The organism is Pseudooceanicola spongiae, from assembly GCF_014899185.1.
Classification (GTDB): Bacteria; Pseudomonadota; Alphaproteobacteria; order Rhodobacterales; family Rhodobacteraceae; genus Pseudooceanicola; species Pseudooceanicola spongiae.
Genome location: NZ_CP045201.1, coordinates 82,468 through 99,823, shown reverse-complemented (window position 1 = coordinate 99,823; position 17,356 = coordinate 82,468). Strand labels below are relative to the sequence as shown.

Here is a 17,356-nt window from a genome sequence, read left to right as displayed (position 1 = left end):
AGCGGCAAGCTCTGCCCTGAAATCAGGCAGAGCTTGCGGCCGGTTCAGCCCTGCGCGGCAACGAAAGCCGTGACGAGGCGGCAGAAGCGGTCCGAAATCGTCGCGCTCTGCGCCAGCGTGTGTTCATGGCTCAGCGTCTGGGTCACGTCCATGCCGGCGGCGAGGTTGGTGATCGCCGAGACCGCCACCACCTTCATGCCGCAATGCACGGCGGCGATGCACTCAGGCACGGTCGACATGCCGACGGCATCTGCCCCCAGCATCCGGAAAGCGCGGATTTCGGCGGGGGTCTCGAAGTTCGGCCCCGTGTACCAGAAATACACCCCCTCATGCAGCACCACGCCCATACCGCCCGCGACCTCGTGCAATTGCGCGCGCAGATCGCGGTCATAGGCGTTGCCCATATCGACAAAACGCGGGCCGACGTTGTCGTCATTGGCCCCGATCAGCGGGTTGAAGCCGGACCAGTTGACGTGATCAGAGATCACCATCAGGCTGCCCTGCGGCATTTCGGTGGTCATGCTGCCGGCAGCGTTGGAGATGAACAGCATCTCGACCCCGACCGCGCGCATCGCCCGGATCGGCAGGGCGAGGTCGGAGTAATCGAACCCCTCATAGCTGTGCAGACGCCCCTGCATGCAGATCACCTGCTGCCCGCCAAGGCTGCCGATGACGAAGCGGCCCGAGTGCCCGGCGACGGTCGACATCGGGAAGTTCTCGATCTGGTCATACGGTAAATAGACCGGGTCCTCGATCTGATCCGCCAGATCGCCGAGGCCGGAGCCAAGAATGATGCCGATCTTCGGCTGACGTCCGTCGAGCGCGCGTTTGAGGTGGTCGGCGGCGATCAGGTGTTTGCTCATGGGGTCCTCGTTGATGTTTGCGCCACTTCACTGCCTTGCGCGGGAAAAGGCAATCGCTGGTAACGAGGGGGCGCTGCCCCCGGCGCTTTGCGCCTCCCCCGAAGTATTTCGGGCAAGATGACAGGGGCGGGGTGGAGCGGGCGGGCTGTCGGGGCGCCTGTTGCCGGGCAGGTTTGCGTCTTTTGTCGGCAACCGCGTTGCGGGCCCTCGAAACGATGGGCGGGGACGCTACCTTTGGTGTTCAACACAGGCTGGACGGGAAGCCCTGCGCCCGCAACACTGACCACGCCACATCAGGAGACGTCGCATGTCCAATTGGTCCAATTCTGTCCGCCTTGCGCTGGCAATCCTCGCTCTGCCGCTGGCGCCCGCCTGGGCCCAGCAGTCCAGCGATGCTGTCGCCCCCGAAACCGGGACGCCCGAAGCCGCGACGGGTGCGCTTGCCGCCTTTCCGGGCCTGTCGGAGGCGGCGACGGCGGCGCTGAAGACCAAGGCTGAGGGCAAGCCGGTCGAAGCGCAGACCTGGATGATTTCGGCAGCCAATCCGCTGGCCGTGCAGGCCGGGGCCAAGGTGCTGAAGGCCGGGGGCAGTGCTGCCGATGCCATGATCGCCGTGCAGGCGGTGCTGGGGCTGGTAGAACCGCAGTCCTCGGGCCTCGGCGGGGGCGCGTTTCTGGTGTGGTTCGATGCCGCCACCGGCAAGCTGACCACGCTGGACGGGCGCGAAACTGCGCCGCTGGACGCCACGCCGCAGCTGTTTCAGACCGAGACGGGCGAGGCGCTGCGCTTTTTCGACGCCGTGGTCGGGGGCCGCTCGGTCGGCACGCCGGGCACGCCGCGTCTGCTGGAGGCCGCGCATGAGCTCTGGGGCAAGGCCGAGTGGTCGGGCCTGTTCGCCGATGCGATTGCACTGGCGGAGGATGGCTTTACCGTTTCGCCCCGGCTGGCCGACCTGATCGCCGCCGATGACGACCGGTTGCGCCGCTTCCCCGAGACCGAGGCCTATTTCTATCCCGGTGGCACCGCGCTGCATGCCGGCGAGACCCTGCGCAACCCGGCCTATGCCGACACCCTGCGCCAGATTGCGGACGGCGGCGCCAAGGCCTTCTACATCGGCGACATTGCCGACGACATCGCCGCGACCGTGCAGCAGGCGCCGGGCAATCCCGGTGTGCTCTCGGCCCTCGACCTCGCGATCTACGAGGTCAAGGAGCGCCCTGCCGTCTGTGCGCCCTACCGCGCCGCGCAGGTCTGTGGCATGGGCCCGCCGTCGTCGGGCGCCCTGACGATTGGCGAAATCCTGGGCATGTTGCAGGGCTATGACATCGCCACCATGGGCCCGGATGCTCCGGAAACCTGGCGCCTGATCGGCGACGCCTCGCGCCTCGCCTTTGCCGACCGGGGCCGCTACATGGCCGATACCGATTTCGTGCCGATGCCGCTGAAGGGCCTGATCGAGCCCGCCTACCTCGCCCGTCGCGCCGAGCTGCTGGACAGCGATATCGCCCTGCCCGACGTCGCCCCCGGCCTGCCCGACTGGGACCATGCCGGGCTGCTGGCAGATGACACCGCGATCGAGCTGCCCTCGACCTCGCATATCTCGATCGTCGATGCCGCCGGCAATGCCCTGTCGATGACCACCACCATCGAGAACAGCTTTGGCTCGCGCCTGTTCGTGCGGGGTTTCCTGCTCAACAACGAGCTGACGGATTTCTCCTTCGACACCCAGAAGGAAGGCGTGCCGATTGCCAACCGGGTCGAGCCGGGCAAGCGGCCGCGTTCCTCCATGTCGCCGACGATCGTGATGCAGGACGGCGCGCCGACGCTGGTCATCGGCAGCCCCGGCGGCAGCACCATCATCGGCTATGTCGCGCAGGCGATCATCGCTCATCTCGACTGGGGCATGGACGTGCAGCAAGCCGTGTCGATGCCGCATCTGGTGAACCGCTTCGGCCCCTATGAGGTGGAATCCGACACCACCGCCACCGCCCTGCAGGAATCGCTCGAAGGGCTCGGCTATACCGTCCAGCCCAAGGAGATGAACTCCGGTCTGCATGCCATCTCCATCGGGGAGGGGTTGCGCGGGGGCGCAGATCCGCGCCGTGAAGGCATCGCCCTGGGCGAGTAGGCGACACACTTTCCGAGGCGGGCCAGACGGCCTGCCTCCTCTTCCCGCCTTGGCCGCGCGCCAGCCAAGGTGCGCAAATCGCACCGTTCGGATACCGTTCAGATACCGACGCGATACCGACATCGCAATTTCAGCCATTTCAGAGGTTCTGAGCGGCCCCCTTCGGGGCAGCCCCGTTGCCCTACGCAGACCAGCCCTGCGCCCACGTCATTCCTTGCGGTCAAAGCCCTGCGCCAAACGCATGACGGGGCTACCGAACCTACATTTGTGCTGCGACGCAGAAAGGCCTAGATGTCAGGGCAACAACAGATATCAGATCCGACATCAAGGACGAGTAACATGGCTTTCATCACCGCACCGCACACCCCCTTCTCCGGCGTCCGTCACGCGGGCCGCGTTGTCGCAGACGTCTTCGCCTCGGTCTTCAGCGCGATCGCTGCCTCCCGTGAGGCGTCTTCGCTGATGTATGCCTCCGACAAGCAGCTGCGCGCCCGCGGCCTTGCCCGTCAGGACATCGGAAAACACCTTGTAAACAAGTACTTCGCTGACTGATTTCAGCCAGTGTGGGTACCGAGTTTAGAAAAACCGGCTCTGGTTTGAGCCGGTTTTTTTATGCCCTGAGGCCGCGTCAGAACTGCGTGGTTTCGCTGAAGACATCGCCCAGCAGGCTGAGGAACCGCGCCTGCGGGACTGAGGGCAACCAGCCCTCGATATAGGTCAGGCCGATTTCGCGCTGGCTGTCGGGCAGTTCAAAATCCAGTTGTTTCAATCCGTTATCGCGGGGAAACTGGCTGCGTGCCAGAATGGCCAGCCGGTCGGAGGAGCGCAACAGCCCGCCGACCACGCCATAAACCTCGGTTTCCACTGGCTTCGGCACTGACGCCGGCGCGGCGCTGCCAGTGGCAAACAGCTGGTCGTAGCAGCCGCGCGCCGGCGCCCCAACTCCGGGCACAACCCACGGAAATTGCTTGAGATCTTCAAGCAAGATCGCGGCCTTGCCGGCCAGAGGATGCCCCGCGCGCGCCGCCACGACCAGCCCGTCAGAGAACAGCGGCACATGCGTCAGACCGCAGGTCAGCGCGCCCGGCACCGCCTCGCGCCGCAGCGCCCCGACCAGCACGTCGAGATCGCCGTTCAGCAACCCCTGCACCAGATCCGCATAGCGCCCACCAACCACCTGAGGCGAGATTCCGGGGAATTCCGGCGCGAATCGGTTCAGCGTTTCGGGCAGGATCACCGCCTGCGCCAGCGGCAGACAGCCAATCGCCAGCCGCCCGGCATAGTCCCCCTGCAAGCCGCGCACATCCGCCGCCGCCTGATGTATCTCATTGAGGGTCAAACGAAAAACCCGCGCCAGCTCCTCGGCCTGACGGGTCGGGCGAAAGCCGATGGGCCCCACTTCGAACAGCGGCGTGCCCGCCTGATCCGCAAGGTCGCGGCACGCCCGGCTCAGCGAAGACGGCGCTCGCCCCAGCCGTGCGGCCGCCGGGCGAAAGCCGCCATGATCCACGGCGGCAATCAGGCTCAGCATCTGGTTCATGGTGACCAGCTGGTGCAGATTGCTGCGTTTGGTGACGGGCGAGGCCTGCCGCAGGATGTCAAAGCCACGCCGCAGACGCGCGACAAACATCTCGCCCGCCTCGCTCAGCCGCATGCCACGGGCATCCCGGCGAAACAGCGCGCCCTTCATCTGCCGCTCGACCTTCGCCAGCCCCTGCGCCAGCGCGGGCTGCGACAGGTTCAGCTGCACCGCCGCTTCGGACATACTGCCGGTATCGGCAATCGCCACGATCCCGGCCATGTGCCTGAGATTAGGATAATATTCGGCAATCATCACCGCTCGCCCCTCCCCTGGCCAAGCTGTCAGATGTCATGCCGCTGCCCGGGTGCGCCTGCCCGCCGCACCCTCCCGTGCGTGGATCAGACGACCGCTTGCAGCGGCGCTCCGCCATTGCGCTTCGCCCACTCAGCACAGGGCACAATGCCGCCGAGGGGGAAGAAATGGACCTGCGCAATCTCGCCCATCTGCTGCGCCGGGGCAAGGGCGCTCAGCACATCTGTCGGCTCATAGGGCACCAGCAGCTTGCTGAGGTCCATCGCGCGCTTCTCCAGCACCTTCATCGACGGCCCGACACCGCAGGCAATCGCAAAGCGGATCAGCGTCTGCAACTTGGCCGGCCCCGAGACGCCGACATGCACCGGCAGGCTCACCCCCGCCTCGCGCAGGCGCCGTGTCCAACTGAGCACGGGGGCCGCGTCAAACACGAACTGCGTCACGATCGCCATCTCGGCGTCGCTGCGCCCGGCATAGTCCTGTTTCCAGTGCAGCGCCGCATCCACCAGCCTGGTAGAGCCATCGGTATCGATATCGCGGTTGCCCTCCGGGTGGCCCGCAAAGTGCAGCCGCGTGAAGCCATGCGCATCGAACAGCCCGCTCTCCAGCAGCTGCATCGAGGAGTCATAGGCCCCCGCAGGCGTCTTCGGAGACCCGCCCAGCAGCAGCGCCGAGGTGACGCCCGCCTCATCGTGATAGCGCTTGACCCACTCCTCCAGCACCGCCCGGTCGGGGATGATGCGCGCCGGGAAATGCGGCATCACCTCAAAGCCAGCCTCGCCCAGCCGCTTCGCGGTGGCGACCATATCCTCGATGGGCGTGCCCTCGATATGCGCGATATAGACCCGCGTGCCCTGCGGCAGCAGGCCTTTGAAATCTTCGACCTTGGCGGCCGTGCGCGGCATCACCTCGATGGAGAAACCGCGTACGACCTCCCGCACCCCTGTCGGGGCCGGTTGCGCCGCTTCGCGTCGTTTGCCGAACAGACTGACCATGGATGAAATCCTCCCTCTCCGTTTAATGTATACATTGAATCGCTTTCAATCAACTAATTTGGCTGAATTGAGCGTAATTCATCGACCCATGTATTCACCAACCAGAGAGGGAGGGCCCCAACCCTATTCGATCATCGTATTCGGCAGGATCAGCGCGATCTGTGGAAAGGCCACGAGGATCGCCAGCGTCACCAGCATCGCGATCCAGAACGGCATCACCCCGGCAAAGATCCGACCCAGCGGCACGTCGGTCGCCACCGATTTGACGACGAAGACGTTCACCCCCACCGGCGGCGAGATCAGCCCCATCTCCAGCGTCAGCACCACCAGCACACCGAACCAGATCGGGTCCATGCCGAGCTGCGTGATCACCGGAAAGAAGATCGGCATCGTCAGCACCAGCATGGCGAAGCCTTCCAGAAAGCACCCCAGCACCAGATAGGTCAGCAGGATCAGCCCCAGCACAACCATCGGCGCCACGTCGAGCGCCGAGAGGTACTCTCCGATCAGCGTCGGGATATGGGTCAGCGCCAGGAAGGGGTTGATCAGATGCGCGGAAATCAGGATCAGCATCACCGTGGCCGAGGTCACGATGGAGCTTTTCGCCGCCTCCCAGAAGCGGGCAAAGCCAAGCCGCCCCTCCAGCACGCCGATCAGGATCACCAGACCGGCCCCGACAGCCGAGGCCTCGACCGGCGAAAACAGCCCGCCATAGATCCCGCCAATCGTCAGAATCACCACCAGCAGCACCGGCAGCGCGCCGGCCATCTTGCGGCCCTTCTCGCGCATCGTGGATTTCGGCCCGCGCGGCCCAAAGCCCGGCATCAGCCAGCACAGCAGCACCACGGTCAGCATGAACATCGACAGCAGCAAAAGACCCGGCAGGATGCCCGCAAGGAACAGCCGCCCGATGCTCTGCTGCGTCAGGATCGCGTAGATCACGAAGCCGGTCGAGGGCGGGATCAAAATGCCCAGCGTGCCCCCCGCCGCCACAACCCCGGTCGACAGCCGGTTGTCGTAGTCAAAGCGGTTCATCTGGTCCATCGAGACCTTGCCCATGGTCAGAGCCGAGGCGACAGACGACCCCGACAGCGCCGCGAATCCCGCGCAGCCCAGCACTGTCGCCAGCGCCAGCCCGCCCCGGATCTGCCCGACGATGGCATAGGCCGCATCGTAGAGACGCGCGCTCATCCCCGTGACCGAGGCGACGTTGCCCATCAGGATGAACAGCGGCACCACCACCAGCTCGGCCGAGGAGGCGATGGTGAAACTCTCCGAGGCCAGCAGGCTCATGGCCGAGTTCAGATCGCGCAGCACCCAGATGCCGGCAAAGCCGACCGCGAACATCGCGAAGGCCACCGGGATGCGGATGATCAGCAGCACGAACAGGATGATCAGGCCGCTGAGGCCGATAAGTCCACCGCTCATTCCCGGATCTCCCGCTCGGCACGGGCGCGCGGCCCGGCCAGCATCAGCTCAACCGCGCGCAGCACCATGCCGAGCGCGGTGATCACCGCCAGCACCGACAGCGCCCATTGAAAGTACCACTTCGGCAGGCGCACGATATTGGTGGCGAGGTTCAGCATCTGCGACAGCTTGCTGCTGTCATAGACGGTGTAGGCAATGCCAAGAAAGATCGCCGCGCCAAGCAATGCCGCAAAGATATCAAAGGCATGGTTCATGACGACACTGAACTTGCTCTCAAAGATATCAACGGCGACATGGCCGCCCAGACGATCACACAGCGCCATGCCTCCGAAGACGATGATCACCATGCCCATCTGTGTAAAATCCTGCGCACCGTGCAAAGGCGCGCCAAAGAACCGACCAATGACATCGACCAGAACGGTCGATGTCACGAAGATCAGCCCCAGCGTACCGAGAAGGGAGGACAGGTTGATCAACCCGTCCGCCAGTCGCTTAATCGAGGCGTACATTCTTGCCCCTCATTCGCCGCGCATCGCCGCCAGCACATCCGCGCCACCGTCGATGTTTTCCAGCAGCGCTTCGGTCACCGGCAGGGTGACGTCGCCAAAGGCCGCCGCCTGCGCGTCGTCGAGGTCGATCACCGTCACCTTGCTGTCGGCGCGCAGCCCCTCGATCACCTGATCCGCCTTGGCGTTCCAGGCATCCTCGGCGCTCTTGGACAGCACTTCGCCCGCAACCTTGTCGATCGCCGCCTTCTCCGGATCGGTCAGACCGTCATAGCGGGCCTGGTTCATCACCACGTAGAAGGTCAGCGTGCCAAGCGGCGCGCCAAGGGTGTAGGAATTGGCCACCTCGTCCAGCTTGAAATCGCCAATCGCGCTGGAGCCGGTGATCACACCGTCGATCAGCCCGGTTTGCAGCGCGTTGTAGATATCGCCCGCAGGCATCTGCACCGGCGTGCCCCCCAGCGCTTCGACCACGGCGGCCGAGGTCGAACCGGCGACGCGGATCTTCAGCCCGGCCACATCGGCGGGGGTGCGGATATCATGGTCTTTCATGATGAAAACGTTCGGCTCCGACGTCCACAGCGCCAGCGGCTTGGTGGCGGGGAATTCCTTCTCCAGCATCGGATAGGCGCGCCAGATCGCAGTATAGCCCGACACGCCGTCGGGAATGGCGCCCGGCATCTCGGCGATCATGGTCTTCTCGAACTGCGACGAGGTATAGCCCGGCAGCCCCCAGACGATATCGGCAACGCCCTGCACGACCCGCACGTATTGCTCCAGCGGGCCCTTGCCCAGCTCGCCGCCGGGATAGACGCGCACCGTCAGCTCGCCATTGGTATCGGCGGCCAGCGAGTCCGCCAGCGGCTCGACGACCGAGGCGGTCAGCGTATGCGCGGGCGGTACGAAATGCGCGAAAGACAGTTCTTCAGCCGTGGCAGCGGTCAGCCCGCCCAGCACGACGGCCGTGGACACAGCAAAGCTGCTGAGTGTTTTGCTAATCATGGTTTCCTCCCTGAAACATACGACCCGCCCACCCGAAGGCAGGGTATCGCATTGACAGGAAGCCTAGCGCCGAGGCCCGCGCGCACTCAAATTCAATTGCCGCAATGTCTATAACTTTATCGCAACGCCAATTCCGAAAAGCCCCGGAAAAGCCATCAATATGAGAACTATATCATCAGATTTTCACAACGACATCAGGAGCGGCACATGGCCGCTCCTGCTTCAGTCTTGTCGTCGCTCAGCGCGTGATCAGCTCTTGCTGCGCCAGCTGTCGGCGTAGTTTTCGCGCGCTTCCTTGGCGTAGGGGGTCGGCGCGATGCGGACACGGATGTCGGCCTGACGGTGCTTCTCGGTCGAGGTTTTCTGCGTCTCGTCCGGCTCGCCCCATTTCAGCGTCAGCACGTCGCCGATGTTGACGTCGGCATTGACCACACCCAGCGACAGCATGCTGCGCTCGTTGTAGGAATAGCCGTTGAACATCGACATCCCGACCATCTTGCCGTCCTGCAGGATCATGTCGGCGCTGGAGGAGGCATAGTTCGGCTGCGGGAAGTCGATCCACTTGTAGGGAACGCCCTCTTCAAAGCCCGAGGCGATGACCTTCAGCACATCTTCACGGTTCCACTCGAAGGTGACCTTCTTGCGGTTGGTGGCGGCGCCCTTCAGCTTGGTCAGGGCCTCCTTGCCGATGAAGTTGTCCTTCTTCCAGCCGATGTAGAAGCCATAGCCCAGCTCGAAGGGATTGACGTAGTACTGCGAGATATCGTCGGTGACAAAGCTGCCGCCGATGGAGCCGACGGCCTCGTAGGCATCGGCGCCCAGCCAGTCGCGGTATTCTTCCATCATGCCGTCGCCGGTGTAGATCCCCGGCAGAGGCGACGGGATCCAGCCCGATTCCAGCGTGTTGGTCGAATAGGCGCGTGCCCCGACGCGGCGCAGGTCAACGCCGGTGTCCTTGGCGGCCTCAAGAATGACCGACAGGATATAGGCCTTGTCGGAAAAGGGGCCCCAGATTTCCAGACCCGGTGCGCCGGCCATGCCGTGACGCAGCGCCTGCACTTTTTTCGACCCGACATTGATCCAGTCGACATGGAAGAACGGCACATCCGGCACCGGGCCGCCGTTGATCTTTTCGAAGATCTTGTTGGCGTCGGGACCCTGGATCTGAAAGCGGTAGTGCTGGCGCAGGATACGTTCGCCATCGGGGCGGCTGTCAGAGCGCGGATCATGCGTCAGGCGCACTTTCCACTTGCCGATGGCGGCCTGGAACTTGGTCCAGTTGGCGGTCGGCTGACGCCCCACCAGAACGAACTTGTCCTCACGCTCGCGGAAAATGATCATGTCGCCGATGACATCGCCCGCAGGCGTCACGGGGACGAAGTGCTTGGCACGGTTCAGGTCGAAATTGCCGAAATCGTTGATCCCGACATAGGCCAGAAAGGCCGCCGCATCAGGGCCTTCGACGATCAGCTCGTCCATGTGGTGCGTCTGGTCGAACAGCACGGCAGTGTGGCGCCAGGCCTCCTGCTCACTGCGCCAGTTGGAAAACTCGGGCGCAACGACCGGGTATACATAGATACCGCTCTTGGAATTGCGCAGCAGCTCCACAGGGTTGGCATACCCCTTCAGAAGCTCCGTAAAACTCTCTCCCGCCATGACTGGCTCCTCCCGTTTTGAATCTCAATGTATACATGAAGTCATGAATCGGCGGGCAAAAGGCAAGCGAAAAATCTCGCTGCGTGAAAATTGGCGGCTTTCGCAAGGCCCGCCACGCCCACAGCTCCGCAGCCCCGGTGGCGCCGGGGTGTGTATCGCAAGCGAAACGGGAACCGCTCAGTCTTCGGGGCGACTGCCCTGCCCGACCAGCGCCAGCGCGGGCACGGCCTGCGCCACATCGATGTCGTTGGCAAAGATGTATTCGACGTTGCGCCGCGCCGCACAGGCATGTTCGCGCGCCAGCGCCTCGGCCCGCGCCCCCTCACGCCGCACGATGGCCTGCAGGATCTGGTGGTGCTGATCCTGCGCCAGCCCGAGCGAGCGGCGGAAGGCCGACAATTGCCGCCGATCCGGCAGAAATGCCGAGGGCGAGGCAAACGGCAAACGCGTCGCCCGCGCAATCTCGCGCTCCAGCGTCGCACTGCCCGGCAAGGCCGCCAGAGCGAGGTGATACTGGCCATTCAGCTCGGCGTAGCCGTCGAAATCCACATCCTCCGGGCCGGCGCCGAAACAGGTGTCGAGCCGACGCACGATCTCGCGGAAGTCCTTCATCCGCGCTTCAGTCACACCCCGCTCGGCCGCAAGCCGCGCCGCCGTCCCTTCCAGCACGCCGCGCAACTCGATCGCGTCCAGCACATCGGCAAAGTCGAAACTACGCACCAGAAAGCCACCGTTGCGGGCGCGTTCCAGCAGCCCCTCCTCGGTCAGACGTGACATGGCTTCGCGCACCGGGGTCCGCGACACCTGCAGATCTTCGGCCAGCGCGACCTCGAACAAGCGCGTACCGCCGGGGAACGCCCCGCTGAGGATCCTCTGGCGCAATTCTTCCAGCGCCCGCTTGGTATGGGTATTTGCCCCAGTCGCCTCAACCATTCACCGCTCCGTTCCGCGGCGCAGATGCCTTGCTGCGCGGCTCACATGTCATTTTGCCCGTGTATACACGCAACGCAGGCGCAACTCCAATATGACAGCAGTTTCACCTCTGCGCCTAGCACAAAGCCGCCATATGTATGCAATTTGTCGATTATTTTCTTGAAAGCGGGCCTTTTTCCCCCTACCCCTGATAAAAATGTATTCATAGCACGGCTGGGGAGGGCCTTATGACCACATTGACGCTGATACCGGGACTGGTGTCCGACGCCCGCGTCTGGGCCTGTTTGCGCAGAGCCGCCCCGGCGGGCCTCGCGATCCACGACGCCGACATCACCCGCGACGTCTCGATTCCCGCCATGGCCGCGCGCCTGCTGGCCGAGGTAGAGGGGCCGCTGATCGCCGTCGGCCACTCTCTCGGCGGGCGCGTCGCCATGGAGGTCGCCCGTCAGGCCCCGACCCGCGTGCAGGCGCTGGTGCTGGCCAACACCGGCCACAATGCCCGCGCCGTGGGCGAAGAGCCCAAGCGGCAGGCCAAGATCGACCTCGCGCACCGCGACATGGCGGCCCTCGCAGCGGACTGGCTGCCCGGCATGCTCGACCCCGCCCGCATCGGCGACAGCGCCCTGATGGCCGATCTGACGGACATGGTCCTCGCCGCCGGGCCGGATGTGCATGAACGCCAGATCCGCGCCCTACTGGGCCGCCCCGATGCCGCGACCTACCTCGGCCAGATCACCTGCCCCGTGCTGCTGATGACCGGCGCGCAGGACCTCTGGTCGCCCGTCGCTCAGCACCAGGAGATCGCCGACCTGACCCCGCACTCCGACCTGCATGTGATCGAACACGCCGGTCACTTCATGCCGGTTGAGCGCCCCGATGAAACCGCCGCCCTCGTCCTCGGCTGGCTCAGCCGTCAGGGCCTCGCGACCCCCACGCCACAGGAGGCCTGAGACATGTCGACAATCCCCGAGACCCCGCTCTATGACCGCGCCGGTTCGATCCGCGGCTACCGCATGAACAAAATGGCGATGTCCCTCGGCATTCCCGCCAACCGAGAGGCCTTCAAGGCCGATGAGGCCGCCTTCCTCGACAGCCACGGGCTGAGCGAGGCCGAAAAGACCGCCGTCATGACCCGCGACTGGCACGAGATGGTCGCCCTTGGCGGCAACCTGTTCTTCATCCTCAAGATCTCGGCCATCGACCCGACCCCGATGACGCGCATCGGCGCGGCGCAGGCGGGCATGGACCATGATCTGTTCCTCCAACAACGCTTGGGAAAACTCTGATGGCAAAAATCATTGGCGGAGTCGGCACCAGCCACGTGCCCTCGATCGGTGCCGCCCTCGACAAGGGCCTCGCCGACACCCCGGACTGGAAGCCCTTCTTTGACGGCTACATCCCCGGCAAGCAGTGGATGGCCGACATGAAGCCCGACATTGCCGTCGTCATCTTCAACGACCATGGCAATTCCTTCTTTCTCGACCGGGTGCCGACCTTTGCCGTCGGTGTCGCCGAAACCTATCACCCGGTGGACGAGGGCTGGGGCCCGCGCAACGTGCCCGACTTCAAGGGCGCGCAGGATCTGTCGTGGCATTTCGTCGACCAGCTGGTCGAGCGTCACTTCGACCCGCTGGTTTGCCGCGAGATTGACGTCGACCACGGCCTTCAGGTCCCCATGGAGCTGTTCTTCGGCCACCCCGAGGCCTGGCCCGTCAAGGTGCTGCCGATCTGGGTCAACACCATCCAGTTCCCGATCCCGACCCCGCAGCGCTGCTGGGACATGGGCAAGGTGCTGCGTGACGCGATCGAGAGCTTTCCCGGCGACGAGCGTGTCGTCATCATGGGCACCGGCGGTCTGTCTCACCAGCTGCAGGGCAGCCGCGCCGGTTTCATCAACCGCACCGCAGACGAGGCCTGGCTGAACGGCATCGCCGACAACTACGACCACTACCGCAACATGACCCGCGAGGAGTATGTCGAGGAGTTCGGCTCCGAAGGTGCCGAGCTGATCATGTGGCTGGTGATGCGCGCTGCGATGAACGACAAGGTCACGCTCAAGCACCGCCACTACCACGCCCCCGCCTCGATGACCGGTGCGGGCATGGTCGTGCTGGAAAACGCCTGATGGCCTTCTTTCTGATGCAGTGCCTGCACCACCCCGATCAGGACGCCGCGCGCGATGCCCTGCGCCCCGCGCATCGCGTCTGGGTCAGTTCCGGTGGCGAAGGGCTTGTCTCGGTGCTGATCGGCTCTGCCCTGACCGACGCCACCGGCAGCTCCATCGGCAACTTCGGTATCCTTGAGGCCGAGAGCGAGGCCAACGCCCGCCGCTTTGCCGAAGGCGATCCCTTCGCGCAGGCGGGCATTGTCGCCAGCATCACGCTCAGCCCCCTGCCCGACAGCTTTCAGGCCCAGCGCATCACCGACCCGATGAGCCCGCGCCTGTAGCCACCTTCTGGGGGCGCGTTTCGCCGCGCCCCCCCCGAACGCCTCAGGCCAGCGCCGCGCGCACCGCCGCTTCATGCACCGCGAACCGCTCGGCCAGTTGCGCCATCGCGTGATCATGGGCGGTGCGATCATAGCCTGCCACCCGTGGCGCCAGCCAGCAGGTCAGCGCCAGCCACCCCGCCCGCAGCCAGTCATCGGCCGCAGCAAGGCGCTTTTCACTGTCCGTGCACCCCAACAGCGTCTCAGCCAGCGCCGCGAACCGCGCGATCACCGGCCCCTCGGCGCGCGCCAGAAAGGCATCGAATCCGGCGCGATTGCGGATCAGCTGCCGCTCCAGAAAGTCGATGCCCTGCATGCCGGTCGTGCCTTCGTAAATCGCCAGCACCCGGGTGTCGCGCAGCGATTGCTCCAGCGGCCAGTCGGCGGTGTAGCCCGCCCCGCCCAGCACCTGAATGCCCGCGTTCACCACGTTGAACCCGATCTCGGCCCCGAAAGCCTTGATCAGCGGCAGAAGATACCCCACCAGAGCCGCCTCATCGCCACCGCCGATACGCGCCTTGTCCATCGCACAGGCGATCTCCAGCACCGCGACGCGCAGCACCTCCGTCGCCCCGCGCATCGCGCCCAACTGACGGCGCACATCCGCATGCACCGCGATCGGCACCGGCGGCGCATCCGGCGCGCCGCCCTGCAAACGCTCCTCCGCATAGCTTTCGGCGATATCGCAGGCCCGGCTGGCCGCGCCCAGACCCTGACAACCGGTCTGCAGGCGCATCAGCTCGATCATGGTGAACAGCTGCACCAGCCCGCGCCCCGCCTCGCCCAGCAGAACCGCCTCGGACCCGGCAAACTCCATCGCGCAGGTGGGCGAGCCGTGCAGGCCCATTTTCTCCTCCAGCCGCAGCGCGGTGACGCCATTGTCCGCGCCATCCTCACGCACCGAGGGCACCAGAAACAGGCTCAGCCCGCGCGTGCCCGCCCCCTCGCCGGTGCGCGCCAGCAGACAATGCCCGATCACCGGCGTCAGATCGTGATCCCCGAACGAGATCCAGATCTTCTGCCCACTGACCCGCCAGAGACCATCGCCGCCCTGCACCGCCTTCGTGGTGATCCGCCCCACATCCGACCCCGCCCCGGGTTCCGAGATGCAGATCGTCGCACTGCGCTTGCCCGCGATCAGATCCGGCACCCAGAGCGCGGCCAAGGCCTCGGGCGCGCGCTCGGCCAGCAGCACCGCCGCCGCCCGGCTCGCCCCCGTCGCCATGTTCAGCGCCGGGCAGCCGGTGTCAAAGATCTGCCCCGCCGCCGCGTGCAGCGTGATCGGCAGGCCACTGCCACCAAGCGCCTCTGGCAGGTCAAGGCCCATCCAGCCGCCCTCTGCCACCGCGCGAAACGCCGCGTGATAGGCCTCGGGCACCCGCACGCGCCCCGCCTTGATCCGGCAGCCTTCGCGGTCGGCCACCGGGTTCAGCGGCGCAAGGACCGCATCGGTCAGCGCCCCGGCAGCCTGCAGGATCGCCTCTGCAACCTCGTCGTCCACATCGTCGCGCGCTGCACAAACCTGCGCCCAGCCCGGCGTCGCGCGCAGCGCCGCCAATGTCCGCCGCTGCTGATCGTCGCTGCGCCGTGTGCCAATGTCCTTCATGCCCGCTCTCCCACTGTCGCGCGCGCGGCGGTCGGGAACAGCACCCCCGGCCCGCCCGCGTAAAGCGCCGCCACCAGATCCGCGCGATTCGCCAGCACCGCCCGCTGGTTGACCGAGCCCTTGTCGGTCACCTCGCCCCGGCTCATCTCCAGCGGCGCGTCCAGCACCAGCGCCCGCGCAATTCGCCCGGACGACCCAGTGGCCTGCGCCGCAAAGTCCCCCAGCAGCGCCTCAAGCCGCGCGCGCACCTCGGGGCGCGCGAACAGATCGGCATCGCTCATCGCACTGCCCCCCTTCACCAGCTTCTCGATCCCGGGGCGGAAAGGCACCAGCAGCGCCCCCAGCTCGGCCTCGTTCTCGCCCGTGATCACCGCGTCGCGCACAAGGCCCGCCATGGCGTCGACCAGCTTGGCCCGCATCGCGCCCACGGCCACCCAGGTGCCGGTCTGCAGCTTGAAATTCTCCGCCGTGCGCCCGTCGAACAGAAAGCCCGCCGCCGCATCACCGGGCACCGCATAGCGCAGCGCGTCGCCCATGTTGTAAAAGCCCTCCTCGTCGAAGGCCTTCTGCGTCAGCTCCGGACTGCGCCAATACCCCGGCGTCACGTTCGGCCCCTTGAAGCGCACCTCCAGCTTGCCCTCGACCGGCACCAGCTTCAGCACCACGCCGCGCGCCGGAATGCCGACATTGCCCGGCGTTTCCTGCGGATCGGTGCAGAACATCGCAAACGGCGCCGTCTCGGTCGCCCCAAGGCCCGAGCCCATCAGCGTGCGTGCGCCCACCGTCGCCTCCGACAGCTCCTGCAGGTGTTGCCAGGTGTGGCTGGCCATCCCCGCGCCCGCATACATGATCAGCTGCAACCTGGCGAAAAAGCGGCTGCGCAGTGCGTCGTTTTCCTGCATCGCCTCGCAGAGCATCTCGAACCCCGAAGGCACGTTGAAATACCAGGTGGGCGAGACCTCGGCCAGATTGCGGATCGTCTCGGCCATGCCCTTCGGCGTCGGCTTGCCCGCATCTATATAGAAGGTGCCGCCGTTGTAGATCGCGATGTTGAACACCTTGCTGCCGCTGGCGACATGGTTCCACGGCGCCCAATCCACCAGAACCGGCGGCGCATCCCCCAGAAAGCGGTAGCAATCCAGCACCATCTCCATATTGGCGCACATCATGCCTTGCGTCTGGATCACCGCCTTGGGCGAGCCCGTGGTGCCCGAGGTGAACAGGAACTTGGCAATGGTATCGCGCCCGACGGCCAGCCGCGCGCCCTCGATTTCCGGGGCAACCTCGGTCGCCATGACCTCAGACCACCGCGTGCAGGCATGGCCCGGCACATCACCCGTCACCGTGATCACCGGCACATCCGGCGCAAAGACATCCGCGATGGCCGCGGCAAAGCGCGCCCCGTCGGCGGCAAAAACCGCCCCCGGCGTCACCTGCCCGACGATATCACGCAGCTTGCCATGCCCCTCGCCCAGCAGCGAATAGGCCGGGGCAACGGCGGCGGAAGGCACGCCGACATATTGCGCCGCCAGCGCCACGACGGCATGAGCGACGCTGTTTTCCGACAGGATCATCAACGGCCGCTCGACCGACAGATCCTGCGCCATCATCCAGCTGCCAACCCGGCGCATCAGCGCGTTCAGCTCAGCGTAGCTGACCCCGGCCCAATCGCCACTCTCGTCCCGCTCGGCCATCCAGATCCGCTCCGGTGCGGCCTCAGCCCAATGCACGATCCGGTCCGACAGACGCTCCGGATAGTGGCCAAGCGGCTCCTCCTGCCAGATCACGCGCGATCCATCCGCACGCAGCTCCTCACGCAGACGTGGCTGCCAGACACGCGCCGGGCGCATCTCTCCCTTGGTGGTCATTCTCCCCCCTCCCGAAATCGAATGTTTCCTCGAAGATAGTTTACAAGGAA

Annotated in this window: 16 protein-coding genes; 6 read left to right on the top strand and 10 right to left on the bottom strand. The window is 65.5% G+C overall.

Going from position 1 to position 17,356, the window contains the following annotated elements:
• Positions 1-44: 44 nt before the first annotated feature.
• On the bottom strand, positions 45-863 hold the full coding sequence (locus tag F3W81_RS00460) for a purine-nucleoside phosphorylase (protein ID WP_193081603.1): 819 nt from the start codon (positions 861-863) through the stop codon (positions 45-47).
• Positions 864-1,170: 307 nt separating this feature from the next.
• Between F3W81_RS00460 and ggt the strand changes: the two genes are divergently transcribed.
• A complete protein-coding gene (gene ggt / locus F3W81_RS00455; RefSeq protein WP_193081602.1) occupies positions 1,171-2,991 on the top strand; it encodes a gamma-glutamyltransferase in 1,821 nt (606 codons plus the stop codon).
• Positions 2,992-3,330: 339 nt separating this feature from the next.
• Positions 3,331-3,543, top strand: coding sequence for a hypothetical protein (locus F3W81_RS00450; RefSeq protein WP_193081601.1), 213 nt, complete (start codon positions 3,331-3,333; stop codon positions 3,541-3,543).
• 76 nt (positions 3,544-3,619) lie between these two features.
• On the opposite strand, the gene F3W81_RS00445 is transcribed toward F3W81_RS00450, so the two are convergent.
• From F3W81_RS00445 to F3W81_RS00415, 7 genes are all read right to left on the bottom strand, one after another.
• On the bottom strand, positions 3,620-4,825 hold the full coding sequence (locus F3W81_RS00445; RefSeq protein ID WP_193081600.1) for a LysR family transcriptional regulator: 1,206 nt from the start codon (positions 4,823-4,825) through the stop codon (positions 3,620-3,622).
• 86 nt (positions 4,826-4,911) lie between these two features.
• On the bottom strand, positions 4,912-5,820 hold the full coding sequence (locus F3W81_RS00440; protein WP_193081599.1) for a methylenetetrahydrofolate reductase: 909 nt from the start codon (positions 5,818-5,820) through the stop codon (positions 4,912-4,914).
• A 123-nt stretch (positions 5,821-5,943) separates the two neighbouring features.
• The gene (locus F3W81_RS00435) at positions 5,944-7,248 is read right to left on the bottom strand and encodes a TRAP transporter large permease (protein WP_193081598.1); all 1,305 of its coding nucleotides are present in this window, start codon (positions 7,246-7,248) and stop codon (positions 5,944-5,946) included.
• A complete protein-coding gene (locus F3W81_RS00430; protein ID WP_193081597.1) occupies positions 7,245-7,757 on the bottom strand; it encodes a TRAP transporter small permease in 513 nt (170 codons plus the stop codon). Before F3W81_RS00430 ends, F3W81_RS00435 begins: the two co-directional genes overlap by 4 nt.
• 9 nt (positions 7,758-7,766) lie before the next feature.
• Positions 7,767-8,756: a TRAP transporter substrate-binding protein gene (locus tag F3W81_RS00425; protein WP_193081596.1), complete on the bottom strand. Its 990-nt coding sequence runs from the start codon at positions 8,754-8,756 to the stop codon at positions 7,767-7,769.
• Positions 8,757-9,005: 249 nt separating this feature from the next.
• Positions 9,006-10,412 (bottom strand): vanillate/3-O-methylgallate O-demethylase, encoded by a 1,407-nt coding sequence (gene ligM / locus F3W81_RS00420; RefSeq protein WP_193081594.1) that lies wholly within the window; start codon positions 10,410-10,412, stop codon positions 9,006-9,008.
• A 177-nt stretch (positions 10,413-10,589) separates the two neighbouring features.
• Positions 10,590-11,345, bottom strand: coding sequence for a GntR family transcriptional regulator (locus tag F3W81_RS00415; protein ID WP_193081592.1), 756 nt, complete (start codon positions 11,343-11,345; stop codon positions 10,590-10,592).
• A 227-nt stretch (positions 11,346-11,572) separates the two neighbouring features.
• On the opposite strand from F3W81_RS00415, the gene F3W81_RS00410 reads away from it, so the two are divergent.
• The 4 genes from F3W81_RS00410 to F3W81_RS00395 are packed head-to-tail and all read left to right on the top strand — an operon-like array spanning position 11,573 to position 13,793.
• On the top strand, positions 11,573-12,295 hold the full coding sequence (locus F3W81_RS00410; RefSeq protein WP_193081591.1) for an alpha/beta fold hydrolase: 723 nt from the start codon (positions 11,573-11,575) through the stop codon (positions 12,293-12,295).
• 3 nt (positions 12,296-12,298) lie between these two features.
• On the top strand, positions 12,299-12,631 hold the full coding sequence (locus F3W81_RS00405; RefSeq protein WP_193081589.1) for an extradiol ring-cleavage dioxygenase: 333 nt from the start codon (positions 12,299-12,301) through the stop codon (positions 12,629-12,631).
• Entirely contained in the window at positions 12,631-13,470 is an 840-nt protein-coding gene (locus F3W81_RS00400; protein ID WP_193081588.1) for a class III extradiol dioxygenase family protein, read from the top strand. Before F3W81_RS00405 ends, F3W81_RS00400 begins: the two co-directional genes overlap by 1 nt.
• Positions 13,470-13,793 (top strand): YciI family protein, encoded by a 324-nt coding sequence (locus F3W81_RS00395; protein WP_193081586.1) that lies wholly within the window; start codon positions 13,470-13,472, stop codon positions 13,791-13,793. The genes F3W81_RS00400 and F3W81_RS00395 overlap by 1 nt, the downstream gene beginning before the upstream one ends.
• Positions 13,794-13,836: 43 nt before the next feature.
• Here the strand turns inward: F3W81_RS00395 and F3W81_RS00390 are convergent, their stop codons facing one another.
• Positions 13,837-15,438, bottom strand: coding sequence for an acyl-CoA dehydrogenase family protein (locus F3W81_RS00390; protein ID WP_193081585.1), 1,602 nt, complete (start codon positions 15,436-15,438; stop codon positions 13,837-13,839).
• Entirely contained in the window at positions 15,435-17,306 is a 1,872-nt protein-coding gene (locus tag F3W81_RS00385) for a feruloyl-CoA synthase (RefSeq protein WP_193081583.1), read from the bottom strand. Before F3W81_RS00385 ends, F3W81_RS00390 begins: the two co-directional genes overlap by 4 nt.
• Positions 17,307-17,356: the final 50 nt, after the last annotated feature.

Bases quoted from the DNA above. Each gene is read 5' to 3' on its own strand.
- F3W81_RS00405 (WP_193081589.1), top strand. From the start codon at position 12,299: ATGTCGACAATCCCCGAGACCCCGCTCTATGACCGCGCCGGTTCGATC.
- F3W81_RS00425 (WP_193081596.1), bottom strand. From the start codon at position 8,756: ATGATTAGCAAAACACTCAGCAGCTTTGCTGTGTCCACGGCCGTCGTG.
- F3W81_RS00415 (WP_193081592.1), bottom strand. From the start codon at position 11,345: ATGGTTGAGGCGACTGGGGCAAATACCCATACCAAGCGGGCGCTGGAA.
- ligM (WP_193081594.1), bottom strand. From the start codon at position 10,412: ATGGCGGGAGAGAGTTTTACGGAGCTTCTGAAGGGGTATGCCAACCCT.
- F3W81_RS00460 (WP_193081603.1), bottom strand. From the start codon at position 863: ATGAGCAAACACCTGATCGCCGCCGACCACCTCAAACGCGCGCTCGAC.
- F3W81_RS00445 (WP_193081600.1), bottom strand. From the start codon at position 4,825: ATGATTGCCGAATATTATCCTAATCTCAGGCACATGGCCGGGATCGTG.
- F3W81_RS00400 (WP_193081588.1), top strand. From the start codon at position 12,631: ATGGCAAAAATCATTGGCGGAGTCGGCACCAGCCACGTGCCCTCGATC.
- F3W81_RS00385 (WP_193081583.1), bottom strand. From the start codon at position 17,306: ATGACCACCAAGGGAGAGATGCGCCCGGCGCGTGTCTGGCAGCCACGT.
- F3W81_RS00390 (WP_193081585.1), bottom strand. From the start codon at position 15,438: ATGAAGGACATTGGCACACGGCGCAGCGACGATCAGCAGCGGCGGACA.
- F3W81_RS00435 (WP_193081598.1), bottom strand. From the start codon at position 7,248: ATGAGCGGTGGACTTATCGGCCTCAGCGGCCTGATCATCCTGTTCGTG.
- F3W81_RS00410 (WP_193081591.1), top strand. From the start codon at position 11,573: ATGACCACATTGACGCTGATACCGGGACTGGTGTCCGACGCCCGCGTC.
- F3W81_RS00430 (WP_193081597.1), bottom strand. From the start codon at position 7,757: ATGTACGCCTCGATTAAGCGACTGGCGGACGGGTTGATCAACCTGTCC.
- F3W81_RS00450 (WP_193081601.1), top strand. From the start codon at position 3,331: ATGGCTTTCATCACCGCACCGCACACCCCCTTCTCCGGCGTCCGTCAC.
- ggt (WP_193081602.1), top strand. From the start codon at position 1,171: ATGTCCAATTGGTCCAATTCTGTCCGCCTTGCGCTGGCAATCCTCGCT.
- F3W81_RS00440 (WP_193081599.1), bottom strand. From the start codon at position 5,820: ATGGTCAGTCTGTTCGGCAAACGACGCGAAGCGGCGCAACCGGCCCCG.
- F3W81_RS00395 (WP_193081586.1), top strand. From the start codon at position 13,470: ATGGCCTTCTTTCTGATGCAGTGCCTGCACCACCCCGATCAGGACGCC.